Source organism: Pantoea sp. 9140, assembly GCF_000745295.1.
GTDB lineage: Bacteria > Pseudomonadota > Gammaproteobacteria > Enterobacterales > Enterobacteriaceae > Pantoea > Pantoea vagans.
Genome location: NZ_JQNO01000001.1, coordinates 3,659,874 through 3,674,854 on the forward strand (window position 1 = coordinate 3,659,874; position 14,981 = coordinate 3,674,854).

General features: G+C 56.6%; 12 protein-coding genes. 5 read left to right on the forward strand and 7 right to left on the reverse strand.

Annotated features, from left to right (window positions below; translation table 11 throughout):
* Nucleotides 1-35 precede the first annotated feature (35 nt).
* Nucleotides 36-881: a PhzF family phenazine biosynthesis protein gene (locus FA92_RS17010; protein WP_033784263.1), complete on the forward strand. Its 846-nt coding sequence runs from the start codon at nucleotides 36-38 to the stop codon at nucleotides 879-881.
* Between the two features lie 39 nt (nucleotides 882-920).
* Here FA92_RS17010 and FA92_RS17015 read toward each other — a convergent pair whose 3' ends face one another.
* Entirely contained in the window at nucleotides 921-1,679 is a 759-nt protein-coding gene (locus tag FA92_RS17015; protein WP_033784264.1) for an SDR family oxidoreductase, read from the reverse strand.
* Between the two features lie 115 nt (nucleotides 1,680-1,794).
* On the opposite strand from FA92_RS17015, the gene FA92_RS17020 reads away from it, so the two are divergent.
* From FA92_RS17020 to FA92_RS17030, 3 genes are all read left to right on the forward strand, one after another.
* Nucleotides 1,795-2,694 carry a LysR family transcriptional regulator gene (locus FA92_RS17020; RefSeq protein WP_033784265.1) on the forward strand — a complete coding sequence of 300 codons (900 nt, stop codon included), beginning with the start codon at nucleotides 1,795-1,797 and terminating at the stop codon, nucleotides 2,692-2,694.
* A 45-nt stretch (nucleotides 2,695-2,739) separates the two neighbouring features.
* Nucleotides 2,740-3,759 (forward strand): inner membrane protein YhjD, encoded by a 1,020-nt coding sequence (gene yhjD, locus FA92_RS17025; protein WP_033784266.1) that lies wholly within the window; start codon nucleotides 2,740-2,742, stop codon nucleotides 3,757-3,759.
* A gap of 272 nt (nucleotides 3,760-4,031) precedes the next feature.
* Nucleotides 4,032-5,363, forward strand: a complete 1,332-nt coding sequence (locus tag FA92_RS17030) for an MFS transporter (protein ID WP_033784267.1) — start codon at nucleotides 4,032-4,034, stop codon at nucleotides 5,361-5,363.
* A 649-nt stretch (nucleotides 5,364-6,012) separates the two neighbouring features.
* On the opposite strand, the gene ilvC is transcribed toward FA92_RS17030, so the two are convergent.
* Nucleotides 6,013-7,488 (reverse strand): ketol-acid reductoisomerase, encoded by a 1,476-nt coding sequence (ilvC, locus tag FA92_RS17035; RefSeq protein ID WP_033784686.1) that lies wholly within the window; start codon nucleotides 7,486-7,488, stop codon nucleotides 6,013-6,015.
* A gap of 162 nt (nucleotides 7,489-7,650) precedes the next feature.
* Here ilvC and ilvY point away from each other — a divergent pair, with 162 nt between their 5' ends.
* Entirely contained in the window at nucleotides 7,651-8,532 is an 882-nt protein-coding gene (gene ilvY / locus FA92_RS17040; protein ID WP_033734419.1) for an HTH-type transcriptional activator IlvY, read from the forward strand.
* Here ilvY and ilvA read toward each other — a convergent pair whose 3' ends face one another.
* The 5 genes from ilvA to ilvG form a co-directional block, all read right to left on the reverse strand.
* Nucleotides 8,533-10,080 (reverse strand): threonine ammonia-lyase, biosynthetic, encoded by a 1,548-nt coding sequence (gene ilvA / locus FA92_RS17045; RefSeq protein ID WP_033784268.1) that lies wholly within the window; start codon nucleotides 10,078-10,080, stop codon nucleotides 8,533-8,535.
* A 2-nt stretch (nucleotides 10,081-10,082) separates the two neighbouring features.
* Entirely contained in the window at nucleotides 10,083-11,933 is a 1,851-nt protein-coding gene (gene ilvD, locus FA92_RS17050; RefSeq protein ID WP_010253556.1) for a dihydroxy-acid dehydratase, read from the reverse strand.
* A gap of 62 nt (nucleotides 11,934-11,995) precedes the next feature.
* Nucleotides 11,996-12,925 carry a branched-chain amino acid transaminase gene (locus FA92_RS17055; RefSeq protein ID WP_013359441.1) on the reverse strand — a complete coding sequence of 310 codons (930 nt, stop codon included), beginning with the start codon at nucleotides 12,923-12,925 and terminating at the stop codon, nucleotides 11,996-11,998.
* A gap of 18 nt (nucleotides 12,926-12,943) precedes the next feature.
* Complete coding sequence (gene ilvM, locus FA92_RS17060; RefSeq protein WP_008926359.1) at nucleotides 12,944-13,201, reverse strand: acetolactate synthase 2 small subunit; 258 nt, start codon at nucleotides 13,199-13,201, stop codon at nucleotides 12,944-12,946.
* On the reverse strand, nucleotides 13,198-14,844 hold the full coding sequence (gene ilvG, locus FA92_RS17065; RefSeq protein WP_033784269.1) for an acetolactate synthase 2 catalytic subunit: 1,647 nt from the start codon (nucleotides 14,842-14,844) through the stop codon (nucleotides 13,198-13,200). The genes ilvM and ilvG overlap by 4 nt, the downstream gene beginning before the upstream one ends.
* Nucleotides 14,845-14,981: the final 137 nt, after the last annotated feature.

Here is a 14,981-nt window from a genome sequence, read left to right on the forward strand (position 1 = left end):
AAAAGGCCACACTGAACCCAGAGCAAGGAGTCACAATGAAGGTCGCGTTTAAGCAAGTCGATGTGTTTACCTCATCAGCCTTTAACGGCAATCCGCTGGCGGTGATCATGGATGCTCAGGGGTTAAGCGACAGCCAGCTGGCGGCGATTGCCCGCTGGACAAACCTGTCGGAAACCACCTTTGTCCTGCCGCCTCAGCATGAAGAGGCGGACTATCGGGTGCGGATTTTTACCGTTGAAGGGGAACTGCCGTTTGCCGGTCATCCGACACTGGGCACCGCCCATGCGCTGCTGGAGGCGGGATGGCCAACCCGCACGCCGGGTGAAATCGTGCAGGAGTGCGGCGTCGGTAACGTGACGGTGAAGATTGGTGACGCGGGCCTGGCATTTGCCGCGCCGGCTGCCACGCTGATGCCCTGGCAGGATGCGCGGATGAGTAACGCCTTAAACAGCGATGCGTTCGACCTGACGCAAAGCCCGACGGTAGTGGACATGGGGATTCGCTGGCTGCTCATACCGATGATCAGCGCTGAAGCGGTACTGGCGCTGCAGCCCGATGTCAGTGAATTGCAGCGTCTGATTCAGCATGCGGGTGTCTCGGGCATCATGCCCTTTGGCCGCCTGCCCACTGGCGAGCCTGAACAGTATGAAGTGCGCGGTCTGCTGGTGGAGAATGGCAGCCTGACCGAAGATCCGGTGACCGGCAGCGCCAACGCCTGTCTGGCGCGTTACTTTGCCGCGGCGGGGCAAACCACCCCCTATCGCGTTCGCCAGGGCACGGCCCTGCAGCGCGCGGGGCGGGTGAATGTGACCTTTGCCGGTGAGACCATCTGGATTGGCGGCAATACCGTGACCGTCATCGATGGCACCATTACGCTGTGAAAGGCGGCGGCGTCGTGTTTTCCGCGACGCCGCCCGGGGTTAAATTCCCTGCCCGCCGGACGCTTCAATGCGCTGGGCGGTGATCCAGCCGGTTTCGTCACTGAGGATCGCGCTGATAGCGTCGCCGATATCATCCGGCAGTCCGACCCGACCCAGCGCCGTCAGCCCGGCAATCTGGTCGTTAATCTCGCGGGTATCACGCACACGTCCTCCGCCAAAGTCTGTCTCTATTGCGCCAGGTGCCAGAATATTGACACGAATGCGGCGTTCACCCAGCTCTTTCGCCTGATAGCGTGTCAGGACTTCCATCGCCCCTTTCATCGACGCATAGGTCGCGGAGCCAGGATAGACCAGACGGGTCAGACCGCTGGAGATATTCAGTATGCGCCCCCCGTCGTTAATCAGCGGCAGCAGCTTCTGGGTCAGGAAGTAAGGCCCTTTGAAATGCACATTCACCAGTGCATCAAATTCCGCCTCGGTGGTGTCGGTAAACGGCTTGTAGTGTCCGTGACCGGCGTTGTTCACTAAATAGTCAAAGCGCTCACGCTGCCACTGCTGTTGCAGTACCGCTTTCACTTCACCGACAAAGCGATCAAACTGCCCGGTTTCGCCAACATCCAGCGCCAGCGCCACGGCGCGCTGTCCCAGCGCTTCAATTTCCTTTACAACCGACTGCGCCTCATCGGCATGGCTGCGGTAAGTCAGAATAATATCTGTCCCTCTGGCAGCCAGTTTTAAGGCCCCATTGCGGCCTAAACCGCGGTTTGCACCGGTAATTAATGCCACTTTCTGATTCATCTCACACACCTGTTGAAAAATTGAACACGATTTAAGGATATTCGCGAATTATTGATCTATAAACAGGGTTAAACGCGTATCACTGTTTCAATAAAAACAACAATCGGTGAACAACATGGACAAAATTCACGCAATGCAGGTGTTTGTACGGGTGGCCGAAATGGGCAGTTTTACCCGCGCGGCAGAGAATTTAGGTATACCCAAAGGCAGCGTATCGCGACAGATTCAGGCGCTGGAGAATCAAATGGCAACACGTTTGCTGCATCGCACCACGCGCCGGGTGCAACTAACCCAGGATGGCCTGGTCTATTACGACCGCTGCCTGGATCTGTTGTCGATGATTGACGATATGGACAGCCTGTTTCAGCACGAGCCCGCTTCGCTCAGCGGTAAACTTCGGGTCGATATGTCAGTGGCGATGGCCACCGGCTTTATCCTGCCAAGGCTGCCGGAATTTTTGCAGCACTACCCGGGCGTGGAAATTGAGCTGAGCAGCAGCGACCGACAGGTGGATGTGATCCGGGAAGGATTTGACTGCGTCATCCGGGTCGGTGAGCTGAAGGATTCGGGGCTGATTGCGCGAAAAATTGGTACTCATACCTTGATCAACTGCGCCAGCCCTGGCTACCTTTCGCGGTTCGGCATGCCAATCCGGCTGGAAGAGCTGTCGCAGCATGCGATGGTGCATTACAGCCAGCAGCTCGGCCAGGCCTCACCCGGTTTTGAATATTTTGATGGCAGGCAATGCCATTACGTTCATACCGGTGGCGTGGTGACGGTGAACAGCACGGAAACCTACCGCGCCGCCTGTCTGGCAGGGCTGGGGATTATTCAGGTGCCCGCCGCCGGGATTCAGACATTACTGGAAAGGGGCGAGCTGGTGGAAGTGCTGCATCGCTTTCCCGCCAGGCCGATGCCGATCCATCTGCTCTATCCGCACCGACGCAATGTGGCACGCCGCGTAAGGGTATTTATGGAGTGGCTGAGTCAGGTGTTACAGGAGTACGTCACCTGAGCGGCTATACTTTGATTTTAATGATAAACAGGACAGTGAAGGTCTATGACAGACAAGCAGGAAAACCCGCAGGATATGCAGCCAGAAAAGCCGCTTATCGATATCAAAACCGGCAATCACACCGTGGATGAGTCGATTGTTCGCGTGTCGCGCTTCGCCACCTGGTTCCAGTCTATTCCGGCGGTAGCGCATTTTATTCGCGCTCTCGACCGCTTTAATGACCGACTCGGCAGCCAGTTTGGCGCAGCCATTACTTATTTTTCATTTTTATCACTGATCCCCATTCTGATGGTGTCGTTTGCCGCCGTGGGTTTTGTGCTGGCATCGAATCAGGATCTGCTGACCGATATCATCAACAAAATCGTCAGCAGCATCAGTGACCCGACGCTGGCAACCACGCTGAAGAATACGGTGAATACCGCCATTCAGCAGCGCGCCACCGTGGGTATCACCGGTTTACTGCTGGCGCTCTACTCCGGTCTTAACTGGATGGGTAATCTGCGTGAAGCGATCCGCGCCCAGTCGCGCGACGTGTGGGAACGCAAACCGGATGACAAAGAGAAGATCTGGAAACGTTATATTCGCGACTTCCTGTCGCTGACGGGTCTGATGCTGGCGCTGGTGATTACGCTGTCGCTGACCTCGGTGGCCGGTTCTGCCCAGGCGACCATTGTGAGTGCGCTGGGGCTGGATGGCATTGAGTGGTTACGGCCTGCCCTGACCATTATCGCCACGTCGATTTCCGTGCTGGCGAACTATCTGTTGTTCCTCTGGATTTTCTGGATTTTGCCGCGTCATAAGCCGCGTAAGAAAGCACTGTTCCGCGGCACCCTGCTGGCGGCAATCGGCTTTGAGGTGATTAAGTTTGTGATGACGCTGACGCTGCCGAAGCTGGCGACCTCACCTTCCGGTGCAGCCTTTGGTTCCGTACTCGGTCTGATGGCGTTCTTCTATTTCTTCGCCCGTCTGACGCTGTTCTGTGCAGCGTGGATCGCCACGGCCAAATATAAAGACGACCCTCAGATGCCGGAAGCGGGCAGCGCATCCCGCCGTAAAGCATCGTAATCCGTTAACAACAGCGGAAAATGTCACTCCTCGGCTATTTTTTCACCAGATAACAGGATGAATAGCTGAGGGGTCACTTTTATTTAGCCCTTTCTTAGAGTATCCCGCCAGATATCGTCCGGTTTACCCCGGTATCGCCCGGCATTCGTCATACCACAGAAATTATCCTCTTTTTGCCCTCTGAAGCCAGACGCGGCGCGGGTTTTCGTCATTGAATGCGCTCTGGCAGATGCGTAAGATTCTTTGTCTGTATTTACAAATAAGAAACAGTTATGCAAGCCTCTCTCACAGACACACTCGACAAACAGCAGGATCCCACACCGGTTAACTCACGCAGTAAAGTGGTGATTGCCTCGCTGGTCGGCACGGCCATCGAGTTCTTTGACTTCTATATTTATGCCACTGCTGCGGTCATTGTTTTCCCGCACATTTTCTTCCCGCAGGGTGATGCCACGGTCGCGACGCTACAGTCGCTGGCCACTTTTGCTATCGCCTTTATCGCGCGCCCGATTGGCTCTGCGGTGTTTGGTCACTTTGGCGATCGCGTCGGGCGTAAAGCCACGCTGGTTGCCTCGCTGCTGACCATGGGGATCTCTACCGTGGTGATCGGCCTGTTGCCGAGCTATGAAACCATCGGTGTGCTGGCGCCGCTGCTGCTGGCGCTGGCGCGTTTTGGTCAGGGGCTGGGGCTGGGCGGTGAATGGGGCGGCGCGGCGCTGCTGGCGACGGAAAACGCCCCGGCGAAGAAGCGTGCGCTTTATGGCTCTTTCCCTCAACTGGGTGCGCCGATTGGCTTTTTCTTCGCGAACGGGACTTTCCTGCTGCTCTCCTGGCTGCTGACCGATGAACAGTTTATGCAGTGGGGCTGGCGTGTGCCGTTTATTCTCTCCGCTGTACTAGTGCTGATTGGCCTGTATGTGCGCGTGTCGCTGCATGAGAGCCCGGTGTTTGCCAAAGTGCAGAAAGAGAAGAAGCAGGTTCGCGTGCCGATTGCGGCGCTGCTGGGCAAGCATCTGACTGCCACCATTCTCGGCACCTTTATCATGCTGGCGACCTATACGCTGTTCTATATCATGACCGTCTATTCGATGAGCTATGGCACCACGCCAGCACCAGCGGGTCTGGGCATTCCGCGTAACAGTATGCTGTGGATGCTGATGCTGGCGGTGATTGGTTTTGGTGTGATGGTGCCGATTGCCGGTTTGCTGGCCGACCGTTTTGGTCGTCGCAAGACGATGATTACCATTACGCTGATGATTATCGCGTTTTCGTTCCTGTTCCCGGCAATGCTGGGTTCCGGTTCACAGGCGCTGGTGATGGCGTTTCTGCTGCTGGGTCTGAGCATTATGGGGCTGACGTTTGGCCCGATGGGCGCGCTGCTGCCGGAGCTGTTCCCGACCGAAGTGCGTTATACCGGTGCCTCGTTCTCCTATAATCTCTCCTCGATTCTGGGTGCCTCGGTTGCGCCGTACATCGCGACCTGGCTGAATGCCAATTATGGTCTGCAGGCCGTGGGGCTGTATCTGGCGTCGATGGCGGTGCTGACGCTGATAGCGTTGCTGGCCTGTAAAGAGACGCGTCACCAGACATTGTATGACGTTTAATCCTGTTGGATGAAGGTCAGTGAAACCCGGCAGCCGCCGGGTTTTTTTATGGAGCGGGCTCACAGAGTACAACTGCTCTGAAGGGCTAAAAAAAGCATCGCCTTATGGTCAGGTGACAGGCTCAGGGAGCATACGCCTTTCGCAAAGACGCAAAAGACGCCATCCCTGGCGGGCTCAGCGCGGTCGATTACGCACCTCATCTCTGAGGTGCGCCCTTGGCCGGGCCAATGCATTGCGTTGTTCAAAAACGCTCCCGGCGTTTTTGTACCTGGCCCGCGATGCTTTGCTACAGGCGTATGCTCCCATCGCTTTAAGTGGATTAGTTGTCTGTTCTAAAAAACTGAATCGCATTTAAATGTATAAAACCTGAGGCGGGGTAATTCTTACAGCAATTAAGAAGTCTGAGGGCACTGGCAACACGGGCAGAAGAGGAAAGCGTCCCGCGCCAGGGACGGCGCGGGCCGAGTGGCCAGGGATTGGCTTAAGCGCCTTTCCGATCTGACCGTGTTGCCTGTGCAGGCTCGTTCTCACAGCGAGACAGGCAGTGCAGGCAGGCACCTTTCCACCAGCGAACTGCTCAGGCATTGTTCCCAAACAAAAAACCCCGGCGAGCCGGGGTTTATTTTGCTGAAAACTGTGAAGAAAACTATTAGCCCGCGACAGCGATACGCTTCATATCGGTCATGTAGCCACGCAGTTTGCGGCCAACAGTTTCAATCGGATGCTGGCGAACCGCTTCGTTGACGTCACGCAGCTGCGCGTTGTCAACCTGCGTGCCTTCAACCGCTTTACCCAGATCGCCCGGCTGCAGCGTGGTCATGAACTCTTTCAGCAGTGGCACCGCAGCGAAGGAGAACAGGTAGTTACCATATTCGGCGGTATCAGAGATAACGACGTTCATTTCATACAGACGCTTACGTGCGATGGTGTTCGCAATCAGCGGCAGCTCATGCAGTGATTCGTAGTAAGCAGACTCTTCAATGATGCCGGCATCGACCATGGTTTCAAACGCCAGCTCAACGCCCGCTTTAACCATTGCAACCATCACTACGCCTTTGTCGTAGTACTCCTGCTCTTCGATTTTGCCTTCATACTGTGAGGCAGTTTCGAATGCGGTCTGGCCGGTCTCTTCACGCCAGGTCAGCAGGTTTTTATCATCGTTAGCCCAGTCAGCCATCATGCCGGAAGAGAATTCGCCGGAGATGATGTCATCCATGTGCTTCTGGAACAGCGGCGCCATGATGGTTTTCAGCTGCTCTGACAACGCATAAGCGCGCAGTTTCGCCGGGTTAGAGAGACGATCCATCATCAGGGTGATGCCACCAAACTTCAGTGACTCGGTGATGGTTTCCCAGCCGAACTGAATCAGTTTTTCTGCGTAAGCCGGGTCCGTACCTTCAGCCACCAGCTTGTCGAAGCAGAGCAGTGAACCCGCCTGCAGCATGCCACACAGAATGGTCTGCTCACCCATCAGGTCAGATTTCACTTCTGCAACGAAGGAGGACTCCAGAACGCCAGCACGATCGCCGCCGGTCGCTGCTGCCCAGGCTTTAGCAATCGCCATGCCTTCGCCTTTTGGATCGTTTTCCGGGTGAACCGCGATCAGCGTCGGAACACCAAAGCCGCGTTTGTACTCTTCGCGGACTTCTGTACCCGGGCACTTCGGTGCCACCATGACTACGGTGATGTCTTTACGGATGCTTTCGCCCACTTCAACGATGTTGAAACCGTGCGAGTAACCCAGCGCAGCGCCATCTTTCATCAGCGGCTGAACAGCCTGAACCACTGCAGAGTGCTGCTTGTCTGGCGTCAGGTTAACCACCAGGTCCGCCTGCGGGATCAGATCTTCGTAAGTACCCACTTTGAAACCGTTATCGGTCGCTTTGCGCCATGAAGGGCGTTTCTCAGCAATCGCTTCGGCACGCAGTGCATAGGCGACATCCAGACCTGAATCACGCATGTTCAGACCCTGGTTCAGGCCCTGCGCGCCACAGCCAACGATAACGACTTTTTTGCCTTTCAGGAAACTGGCACCATCCGCGAATTCATCACGCGCCATGAAACGACATTTGCCTAATTGCGCCAGCTGGTTGCGCAGGTTCAATGTGTTGAAATAGTTAGCCATGGGTACTCCGATAAGGTTGTGTTTGCTTTTTTTGTTCAGGAACGGCGTGTCATGCAACGCCGCGAATGACCCCATCATATGACAGGAATTCTGTTGCTTAAATTGATATATTAACAACGTCACATTGCAATAAATGCAACACTAAACAGAGGCGACGCGCGCATGGATTTACGGGATCTGAAACTGTTTCTTCATCTGGCAGAAAGCTGCCACTTCGGGCGCACGGCGCGTGCGATGCACGTCAGCCCTTCCACACTGTCACGCCAGATCCAGCGGCTTGAAGACGATGTCGGCCATGCGCTCTTTCTGCGTGATAACCGCACCGTGACGTTAACGGAAGCGGGCGAACGCCTGCGCCAGTTTGCCCAGCAGACGCTGTTGCAGTATCAGCAACTGCGCCATGTGATGGATCTTAACGGCCCGTCACTCAGCGGCGAACTGCGACTGTTCTGTTCTGTGACGGCGGCCTACAGTCATCTGCCGCCGATTCTCGATCGCTTTCGCGCGGAACATCCGCAGGTCGAAATCAAACTGGATACCGGCGATGCTGCGGATGCGGTAGAAAAAGTGCACTCCGGGGATGCCGATCTGGCGATTGCGGGACGGCCTGAAACCCTGCCCGCCAGCATTGATTTTATGCCACTGGGGCTGATCCCGCTGGTGCTGATTGCGCCCGCACTGCCCTGTGCCGTCCGCACCCAGGCCACCCAGCCGCAGCCCGACTGGTCAAAAATCCCTTTTATTCTGCCGGTGCAGGGACCGGCACGGCGGCGTATCGATCTCTGGTTTCGCCGCCAGCGCATCCCGAATCCGGTGATTTACGCCACGGTATCAGGGCATGAGGCGATTGTCTCGATGGTGGCGCTGGGTTGCGGTATTGCGCTGTTGCCGGATGTAGTGCTGGAGAACAGTCCGGACCCGGTGCGGAACCGCGTGCTATTGCTGGAGAATATTGATTCGGTTGCGCCGTTCGAACTCGGGATCTGCGTGCAGAAAAAGCGGCTCGGAGAGCCGCTGATCAGTGCCTTCTGGAGCCAGCTGTAATCAGTGGCCTGAGAGGAAGAAGCGGAACGCCGGGTTCTGGCTTTCGTCATGAAAGTCGTAACCCAGGTCGGTGAGATGCTCCTCGAAACGTGGTTCATCGCTGCCGAGTTCAAAAGCCGCCAGCACACGACCGTAATCAGTGCCATGGCTGCGGTAGTGAAACAGCGAGATATTCCAGTGGGTGCCCAGCGTTTGCAGGAACTTCAGCAACGCGCCAGGTGCCTCCGGGAATTCGAAGCTGAAGAGCCGTTCACGCAGCGGCTTGGAAGGACGCCCACCCACCATGTAACGCACGTGCAGTTTCGCCATCTCATCATCTGAGAGATCGACCACCTGGTAACCGCCGCTGGTGAGCTCGCTGATGATCTCGCTGCGCTCTTCCACGCCACGGGTCAGACGCACGCCAACAAAGATGCAGGCTTTGTCCGCATCCGCATAGCGGTAGTTGAACTCAGTGATGGAACGTCCGCCCAGCGTCTGACAGAAACGCAGGAAACTGCCCTGCTGTTCCGGGATGGTGACGGCAAGCAGCGCTTCACGCTGTTCGCCCAGCTCGCAGCGCTCTGAGACGTAACGCAGACCGTGGAAATTGACGTTGGCGCCGGATAAGACATGCGCCAGCCGCTCGCCTTTGATCTCGTGCTGCTGGATATACTTCTTCATGCCCGCCAGCGCCAGCGCGCCAGACGGCTCCGCCACGGCACGAACATCTTCGAACAGATCTTTCATCGCAGCGCAAATCGCATCGCTGTCGACGGTGATGATGTCATCGATATAAGCCTGACAGAGCCGGAAGGTTTCGCTGCCAATTCGTTTGACCGCGACGCCTTCGGCAAACAGCCCGACGCGTGGCAGATCGACCGGATGACCGGCATCCAGCGCCGCTTTCAGGCAGGCTGAATCTTCTGACTCCACCGCGATGACTTTGATCTGCGGCATCAGCTGCTTGATCAGCACCGCAACGCCCGCGGCCAGACCGCCGCCACCTACCGGGACAAAGACCCGGTCGAGGTGCGCATCCTGCTGCAGCAGCTCCATCGCCAGCGTGCCCTGTCCGGCAATCACAGCCGGATGGTCAAACGGCGGCACGAAGGTGTAGCCGCGCTGTTCAGCGAGCTCTATCGCTTTGGCTTTCGCCTCGTCAAAATTGGCCCCAAACAGAAAAGCCTCACCGCCAAATGCGCGCACCGCATCAACCTTGATGTCTGCAGTCGCCAGCGGCATCACAATCAGCGACTTGATGCCCAGCTTCGTCGCGGAGAGCGCCACGCCCTGCGCATGGTTACCGGCTGATGCCGTCACCACGCCGCGCGCTTTCTGCTCTTCGTTCAGACCGGCAATCATCGCGTAAGCACCGCGCAGCTTGAAACTGTGTACCGGCTGGCGATCCTCCCGCTTCACCAGAATGGTGTTCCCGAGACGCGATGAAATTTTTTCCATAACCTGCAGCGGTGTCACCTGTGCTACTTCATACACCGGTGAACGCAGCACTGCGCGCAGATACTCCGCGCCGCATGGCGCGTCGGGTAGCGGTTGAGACTCGGCCATGGTTAGCCTCCCAGCTTGCTCTTATCGCGGACAGCGCCTTTGTCAGCACTGGTCGCAAGTAATGCGTAAGCACGCAGCGCAAAGGAGACTTCACGCTGACGATTGACCGGCGTATACGCTGCATCGCCACGTGCCTGCTGCTCTTCACGGCGGGCGTGCAGTTCGTTATCCGGCACAGCGAGTTTGATGCCGCGGTTAGGGATATCGATTTCAATGGTGTCGCCATCTTTGACCAGCGCAATGGTGCCGCCGTTGGCCGCTTCAGGCGAAGCGTGACCGATAGAGAGACCCGACGTACCGCCGGAGAAACGACCATCGGTGATCAGGGCGCAGCTTTTGCCCAGGCCCATCGATTTCAGATAGGTGGTCGGATAGAGCATTTCCTGCATGCCTGGCCCACCTTTTGGCCCTTCGTAGCGGATGACGACCACGTCGCCTGCGACTACTTTGCCACCGAGAATCGCTTCTACCGCGTCATCCTGGCTTTCATAGACTTTGGCCGGACCGGTGAAGGTCAGGATTTCTTTGTCAACGCCCGCGGTTTTAACGATACAGCCATCTTCGGCAATATTGCCGTAGAGCACGGCCAGACCGCCATCCTGTGAGTAAGCGTTTTCGCGGGTGCGGATACAGCCTTCGGCACGGTCATCATCCAGCGTGTCCCAGCGGCAGTTCTGCGAGAATGCCTGGGTAGTACGGATGCCCGCCGGGCCCGCGCGGAACATATCTTTTACCGCCTGATCTTTGGTCAGCATGATGTCGTACTGATCCAGCGTTTCACGCATCGTCTGCTGCAGGATGTTGCGCGCGCTGCTGTCGAACAGACCTGCGCGATCCAGCTCGCCCAGAATCGCGAAAACGCCACCTGCGCGATGCACGTCTTCCATGTGGTATTTCGGGGTACTTGGTGCGACTTTACAAAGCTGAGGCACTTTACGTGACAGGCGATCGATGTCGGAGATGTTGAAGTCGATGTCGCCTTCCTGTGCCGCCGCCAGCAGGTGCAGCACAGTGTTGGTGGAGCCGCCCATGGCGATATCCAGCATCATAGCGTTCTCGAAAGCGGCCTTGTTCGCGATGTTACGCGGCAGCATGTTGACGTCATCCTGCTCGTAATAGCGCTTGGTCAGACTGACGATGCGCTTACCTGCATTGATGAACAGCTCTTTGCGATCGGCGTGCGTGGCCAGCAGTGAACCATTACCAGGCTGCGACAGGCCGAGTGCTTCAGTCAGGCAGTTCATCGAGTTGGCGGTGAACATGCCGGAGCAGGAGCCGCAGGTCGGACAGGCAGAACGTTCGATCTGTTCGCTGTCGGCATCGCTGACGTTCGGGTTGGCACCCTGAATCATCGCATCCACCAGGTCCAGCTTGATGATCTGGTCAGAAAGCTTGGTTTTACCCGCTTCCATCGGGCCGCCAGAAACGAAGATCACCGGAATATTGAGGCGCAGAGACGCCATCAGCATGCCTGGGGTGATTTTATCGCAGTTGGAGATGCAGACCATGGCGTCGGCGCAGTGCGCGTTAACCATGTACTCGACCGAGTCAGCAATCAGCTCACGCGAAGGCAGTGAATACAGCATGCCGCCATGACCCATGGCAATACCGTCATCCACCGCGATGGTGTTGAACTCTTTAGCCACACCGCCCGCCGCTTCAATCTGCTCAGCGACGAGTTTACCCAGGTCGCGGAGGTGAACGTGGCCCGGAACAAATTGGGTGAATGAGTTAACCACAGCGATAATCGGCTTGCCGAAATCGTCGTCGGTCATTCCTGTCGCGCGCCATAAGGCACGGGCACCCGCCATATTGCGGCCATGGGTGGTAGTGGCGGAACGGTACTTAGGCATGCTCTATTTACTCCAGTAAGAATTAGCTCGCGGACGTCAGATGACGCCCGCGCTGTATCTGATTATGGGTTAACCGGATCTAACCAGCCCCATTTGTCTTCGGTTTCGCCAGTGAACAGACCAAAGAAGGCCTGCTGGACACGTTTGGTGACCGGACCACATTTGCCTTCGCCCACCTGAATGCGGTCAACGCTGCGCACTGGTGTGATTTCTGCTGCGGTGCCAGACATAAAGACTTCGTCAGCCAGATAGAGAGATTCACGCGACAGAGTCTGCTCACGCACTTCAATGCCCATATCACGCGCCAGCGTGATGATCGCATCGCGGGTAATGCCCGGCAGTGCCGAAGAGGTAAATGGCGGGGTATAGAGCACGCCATCTTTAACTTCAAACAGGTTTTCGCCAGCACCCTCTGAGATCAGGCCATTAGTATCCAGCGCAATGCCTTCCTGATAGCCATGACGACGGGCTTCGCTGCCCACCAGCAGCGAGGAGAGGTAGTTACCACCCGCTTTAGCGGCGGTTGGCAGAGTGTTTGGCGCCACGCGGTTCCATGAAGAGACCATCGCATCGATGCCATTTTCCAGCGCTTCAGCGCCCAGGTAAGCGCCCCACGGGAAGGCGGCAATGATCACGTCAGTCGTGAAGCCATCTGGCGGGTTGACGCCCAGGCCCACATCGCCGACGAAGGCCAGCGGACGGATATAAGCACTTTTCAGTTTGTTTACGCGGATGACTTCGCGGCACGCTTCCATCAGCTCATCAACGCTGCTTTTAATCGGGAAACGGTAGATTTTGGCGGAGTCGTGCAGACGTTGCATGTGTTCACGATGACGGAACACAACCGGTCCTTTGTGAGAGTCGTAGCAGCGGACGCCTTCAAATACCGACGTACCGTAGTGCAAGGCGTGGGACATGACGCTGACCTTCGCTTCTTCCCACTTAACCATCTCGCCATTGAACCAAATAAAGTCTGCTTTCTTCGTGCTCATTGTTATTCCCTCTCGCGGCTACGCGCGGATTTGTTGTGTTGTCTGTTGTTGAATCTGAACGCATGCAACGTCGATCAATTTACTTAACTGCGAAGACAGTAAATCGACGGAGCGCTGGCTGGCAACGGTCATTTCAATATTAATGTTTTCTGCGTTGGCAACTGAGGCCATGTTCATAGAACAGACCTGAAAACCGCGGTGACGCACGACGCGTAAAATGCGCTCTAATATTTCAGGGCGGAAACGGGCTTCGATAGACAATTGATGCTGGTTCATACGGTTTTCTCCATCATGTTTGCATTGCTGGCACCCGGCGGTACCAGTGGCCAGACGTTTTCATGCTCATCTATTGCAACATGCAGGAAGTAAGGACCTTCGCTGTTCAGCAGAGCATCAAGGGCGGCGTCGACCTGATCTTTACGGGTAATGCGCTGGCCGGGAATGTTGAACGCGCTGGCCAGCGTGAGGAAGTCGGGATTGTCGGACAGGTTAGTTTCACTGTAGCGACCATCGAAAAACAGCTGCTGCCACTGGCGCACCATGCCCAGACGCTGGTTATCCATCAGTACGATTTTGACCGGCAGCCTGCCGCGCTTGATGGTGCCCAGCTCCTGGATGTTCATCATGATGGAGCCATCGCCCGAGACACAGATCACTGTATCGTCCGGACGTGCAACCTGCGCACCGATGGCAGCCGGTAAGCCAAAGCCCATAGTGCCTAAGCCGCTGGAGGTGATGAAGTTCTCCGGCGCGCTGAAATCCATATGTTGCGCTGTCCACATCTGGTGCTGACCAACATCAGTGGTGACGACGGCATTCGCCGGTTTGCGATCGGAAAGCTGCTTCAGCAGCAGCGGCGCATAGATCGCGTCGCCCGGATGGTCATAGCGCCATGTATGGCTGGCTTTCAGTGCCTGCACCTCATCGCGCCAGGCGTTGATAGATAAAGGCTGACTCAGGGCGGGCAGCAGTTCGTTAAGATCGCCCTGCAGAGAGACATGAGCGCGACGTAATTTGTTCAATTCAGCGGGGTCGATATCGAGATGAATGACGCTGGCGTGCGGTGCGAAGGTATCCAGCTTGCCGGTGACGCGGTCGTCGAAACGGGCACCGACCGCGATCAGCAGGTCACACGCCTGTACGGCCAGGTTAGCGGCTTTGGTGCCGTGCATGCCTAGCATACCGAGATAAACGTCACTGTGTGGGTTCACACTGCCCAGTCCCTTCAGAGTAGCAACTGCCGGGATGCCGGTCTCTTCTGCCAGCTTGCGCAGTGCCGGAACCGCCTGCGCCAGACCAACACCGCCGCCAACATAGAACATGGGCTTTCTGGCCTGCGCCATCAGTGCACGAGCCTGGTCAATCGCCTGATGCGGCAGCGCATTTCTTTCTTCAACCGGAACCAGATGCGGCGCGGGTTCACCCTGTGCAATCTGAATGTCTTTCGGGATATCAATCAGTACCGGGCCAGGACGGCCTGACTGCGCCAGCGCAAAAGCTTCCGCCATGATGGCGGGCAGCTCATCCAGCGATTCCACCAGGAAGCTGTGCTTGGTGCAGGCCAGAGAGAGTCCCAGTACGTCAATCTCCTGAAAGGCATCGGTGCCGATGAAGGCCGAGGTGACCTGACCCGTTACCGCCACAACCGGCACTGAATCCATCATGGCATCCGCCAGACCGGTGATCAGGTTTGTCGCGCCGGGGCCGGAAGTGGCGATACAGACGCCGGTTTTGCCGGTTGAACGGGCATAGCCGATTGCCGCCATCACAGCGCCCTGCTCGTGACGACACAGTAGGTGTTCCACGCCGCCATCATAGAGCGCGTCGTATACCGGCATGATGGCGCCGCCCGGGTAACCAAATACGGTATCAACACCCTGCGCGCGTAAAGCCTGAACTACCCACTGTGCACCTGTCATCGCTATTCTCCTGTGTCCTGACCGGAACAACAGAATTTTATGCTACTGTTCATTGTTTGTTCCTTGTGGATTTACTGATATTTCCTCGGGTCGAAAAAAAACCCCCGGACCTTTCGGTGCGGGGGTTTTTCGGATTC

Bases quoted from the DNA above. Each gene is read 5' to 3' on its own strand.
- FA92_RS17030 (WP_033784267.1), top strand. From the start codon at position 4,032: ATGCAAGCCTCTCTCACAGACACACTCGACAAACAGCAGGATCCCACA.
- ilvD (WP_010253556.1), bottom strand. From the start codon at position 11,933: ATGCCTAAGTACCGTTCCGCCACTACCACCCATGGCCGCAATATGGCG.
- FA92_RS17020 (WP_033784265.1), top strand. From the start codon at position 1,795: ATGGACAAAATTCACGCAATGCAGGTGTTTGTACGGGTGGCCGAAATG.
- FA92_RS17010 (WP_033784263.1), top strand. From the start codon at position 36: ATGAAGGTCGCGTTTAAGCAAGTCGATGTGTTTACCTCATCAGCCTTT.
- FA92_RS17055 (WP_013359441.1), bottom strand. From the start codon at position 12,925: ATGAGCACGAAGAAAGCAGACTTTATTTGGTTCAATGGCGAGATGGTT.
- FA92_RS17015 (WP_033784264.1), bottom strand. From the start codon at position 1,679: ATGAATCAGAAAGTGGCATTAATTACCGGTGCAAACCGCGGTTTAGGC.
- ilvG (WP_033784269.1), bottom strand. From the start codon at position 14,844: ATGACAGGTGCACAGTGGGTAGTTCAGGCTTTACGCGCGCAGGGTGTT.
- ilvY (WP_033734419.1), top strand. From the start codon at position 7,651: ATGGATTTACGGGATCTGAAACTGTTTCTTCATCTGGCAGAAAGCTGC.
- ilvA (WP_033784268.1), bottom strand. From the start codon at position 10,080: ATGGCCGAGTCTCAACCGCTACCCGACGCGCCATGCGGCGCGGAGTAT.
- ilvM (WP_008926359.1), bottom strand. From the start codon at position 13,201: ATGAACCAGCATCAATTGTCTATCGAAGCCCGTTTCCGCCCTGAAATA.
- yhjD (WP_033784266.1), top strand. From the start codon at position 2,740: ATGACAGACAAGCAGGAAAACCCGCAGGATATGCAGCCAGAAAAGCCG.
- ilvC (WP_033784686.1), bottom strand. From the start codon at position 7,488: ATGGCTAACTATTTCAACACATTGAACCTGCGCAACCAGCTGGCGCAA.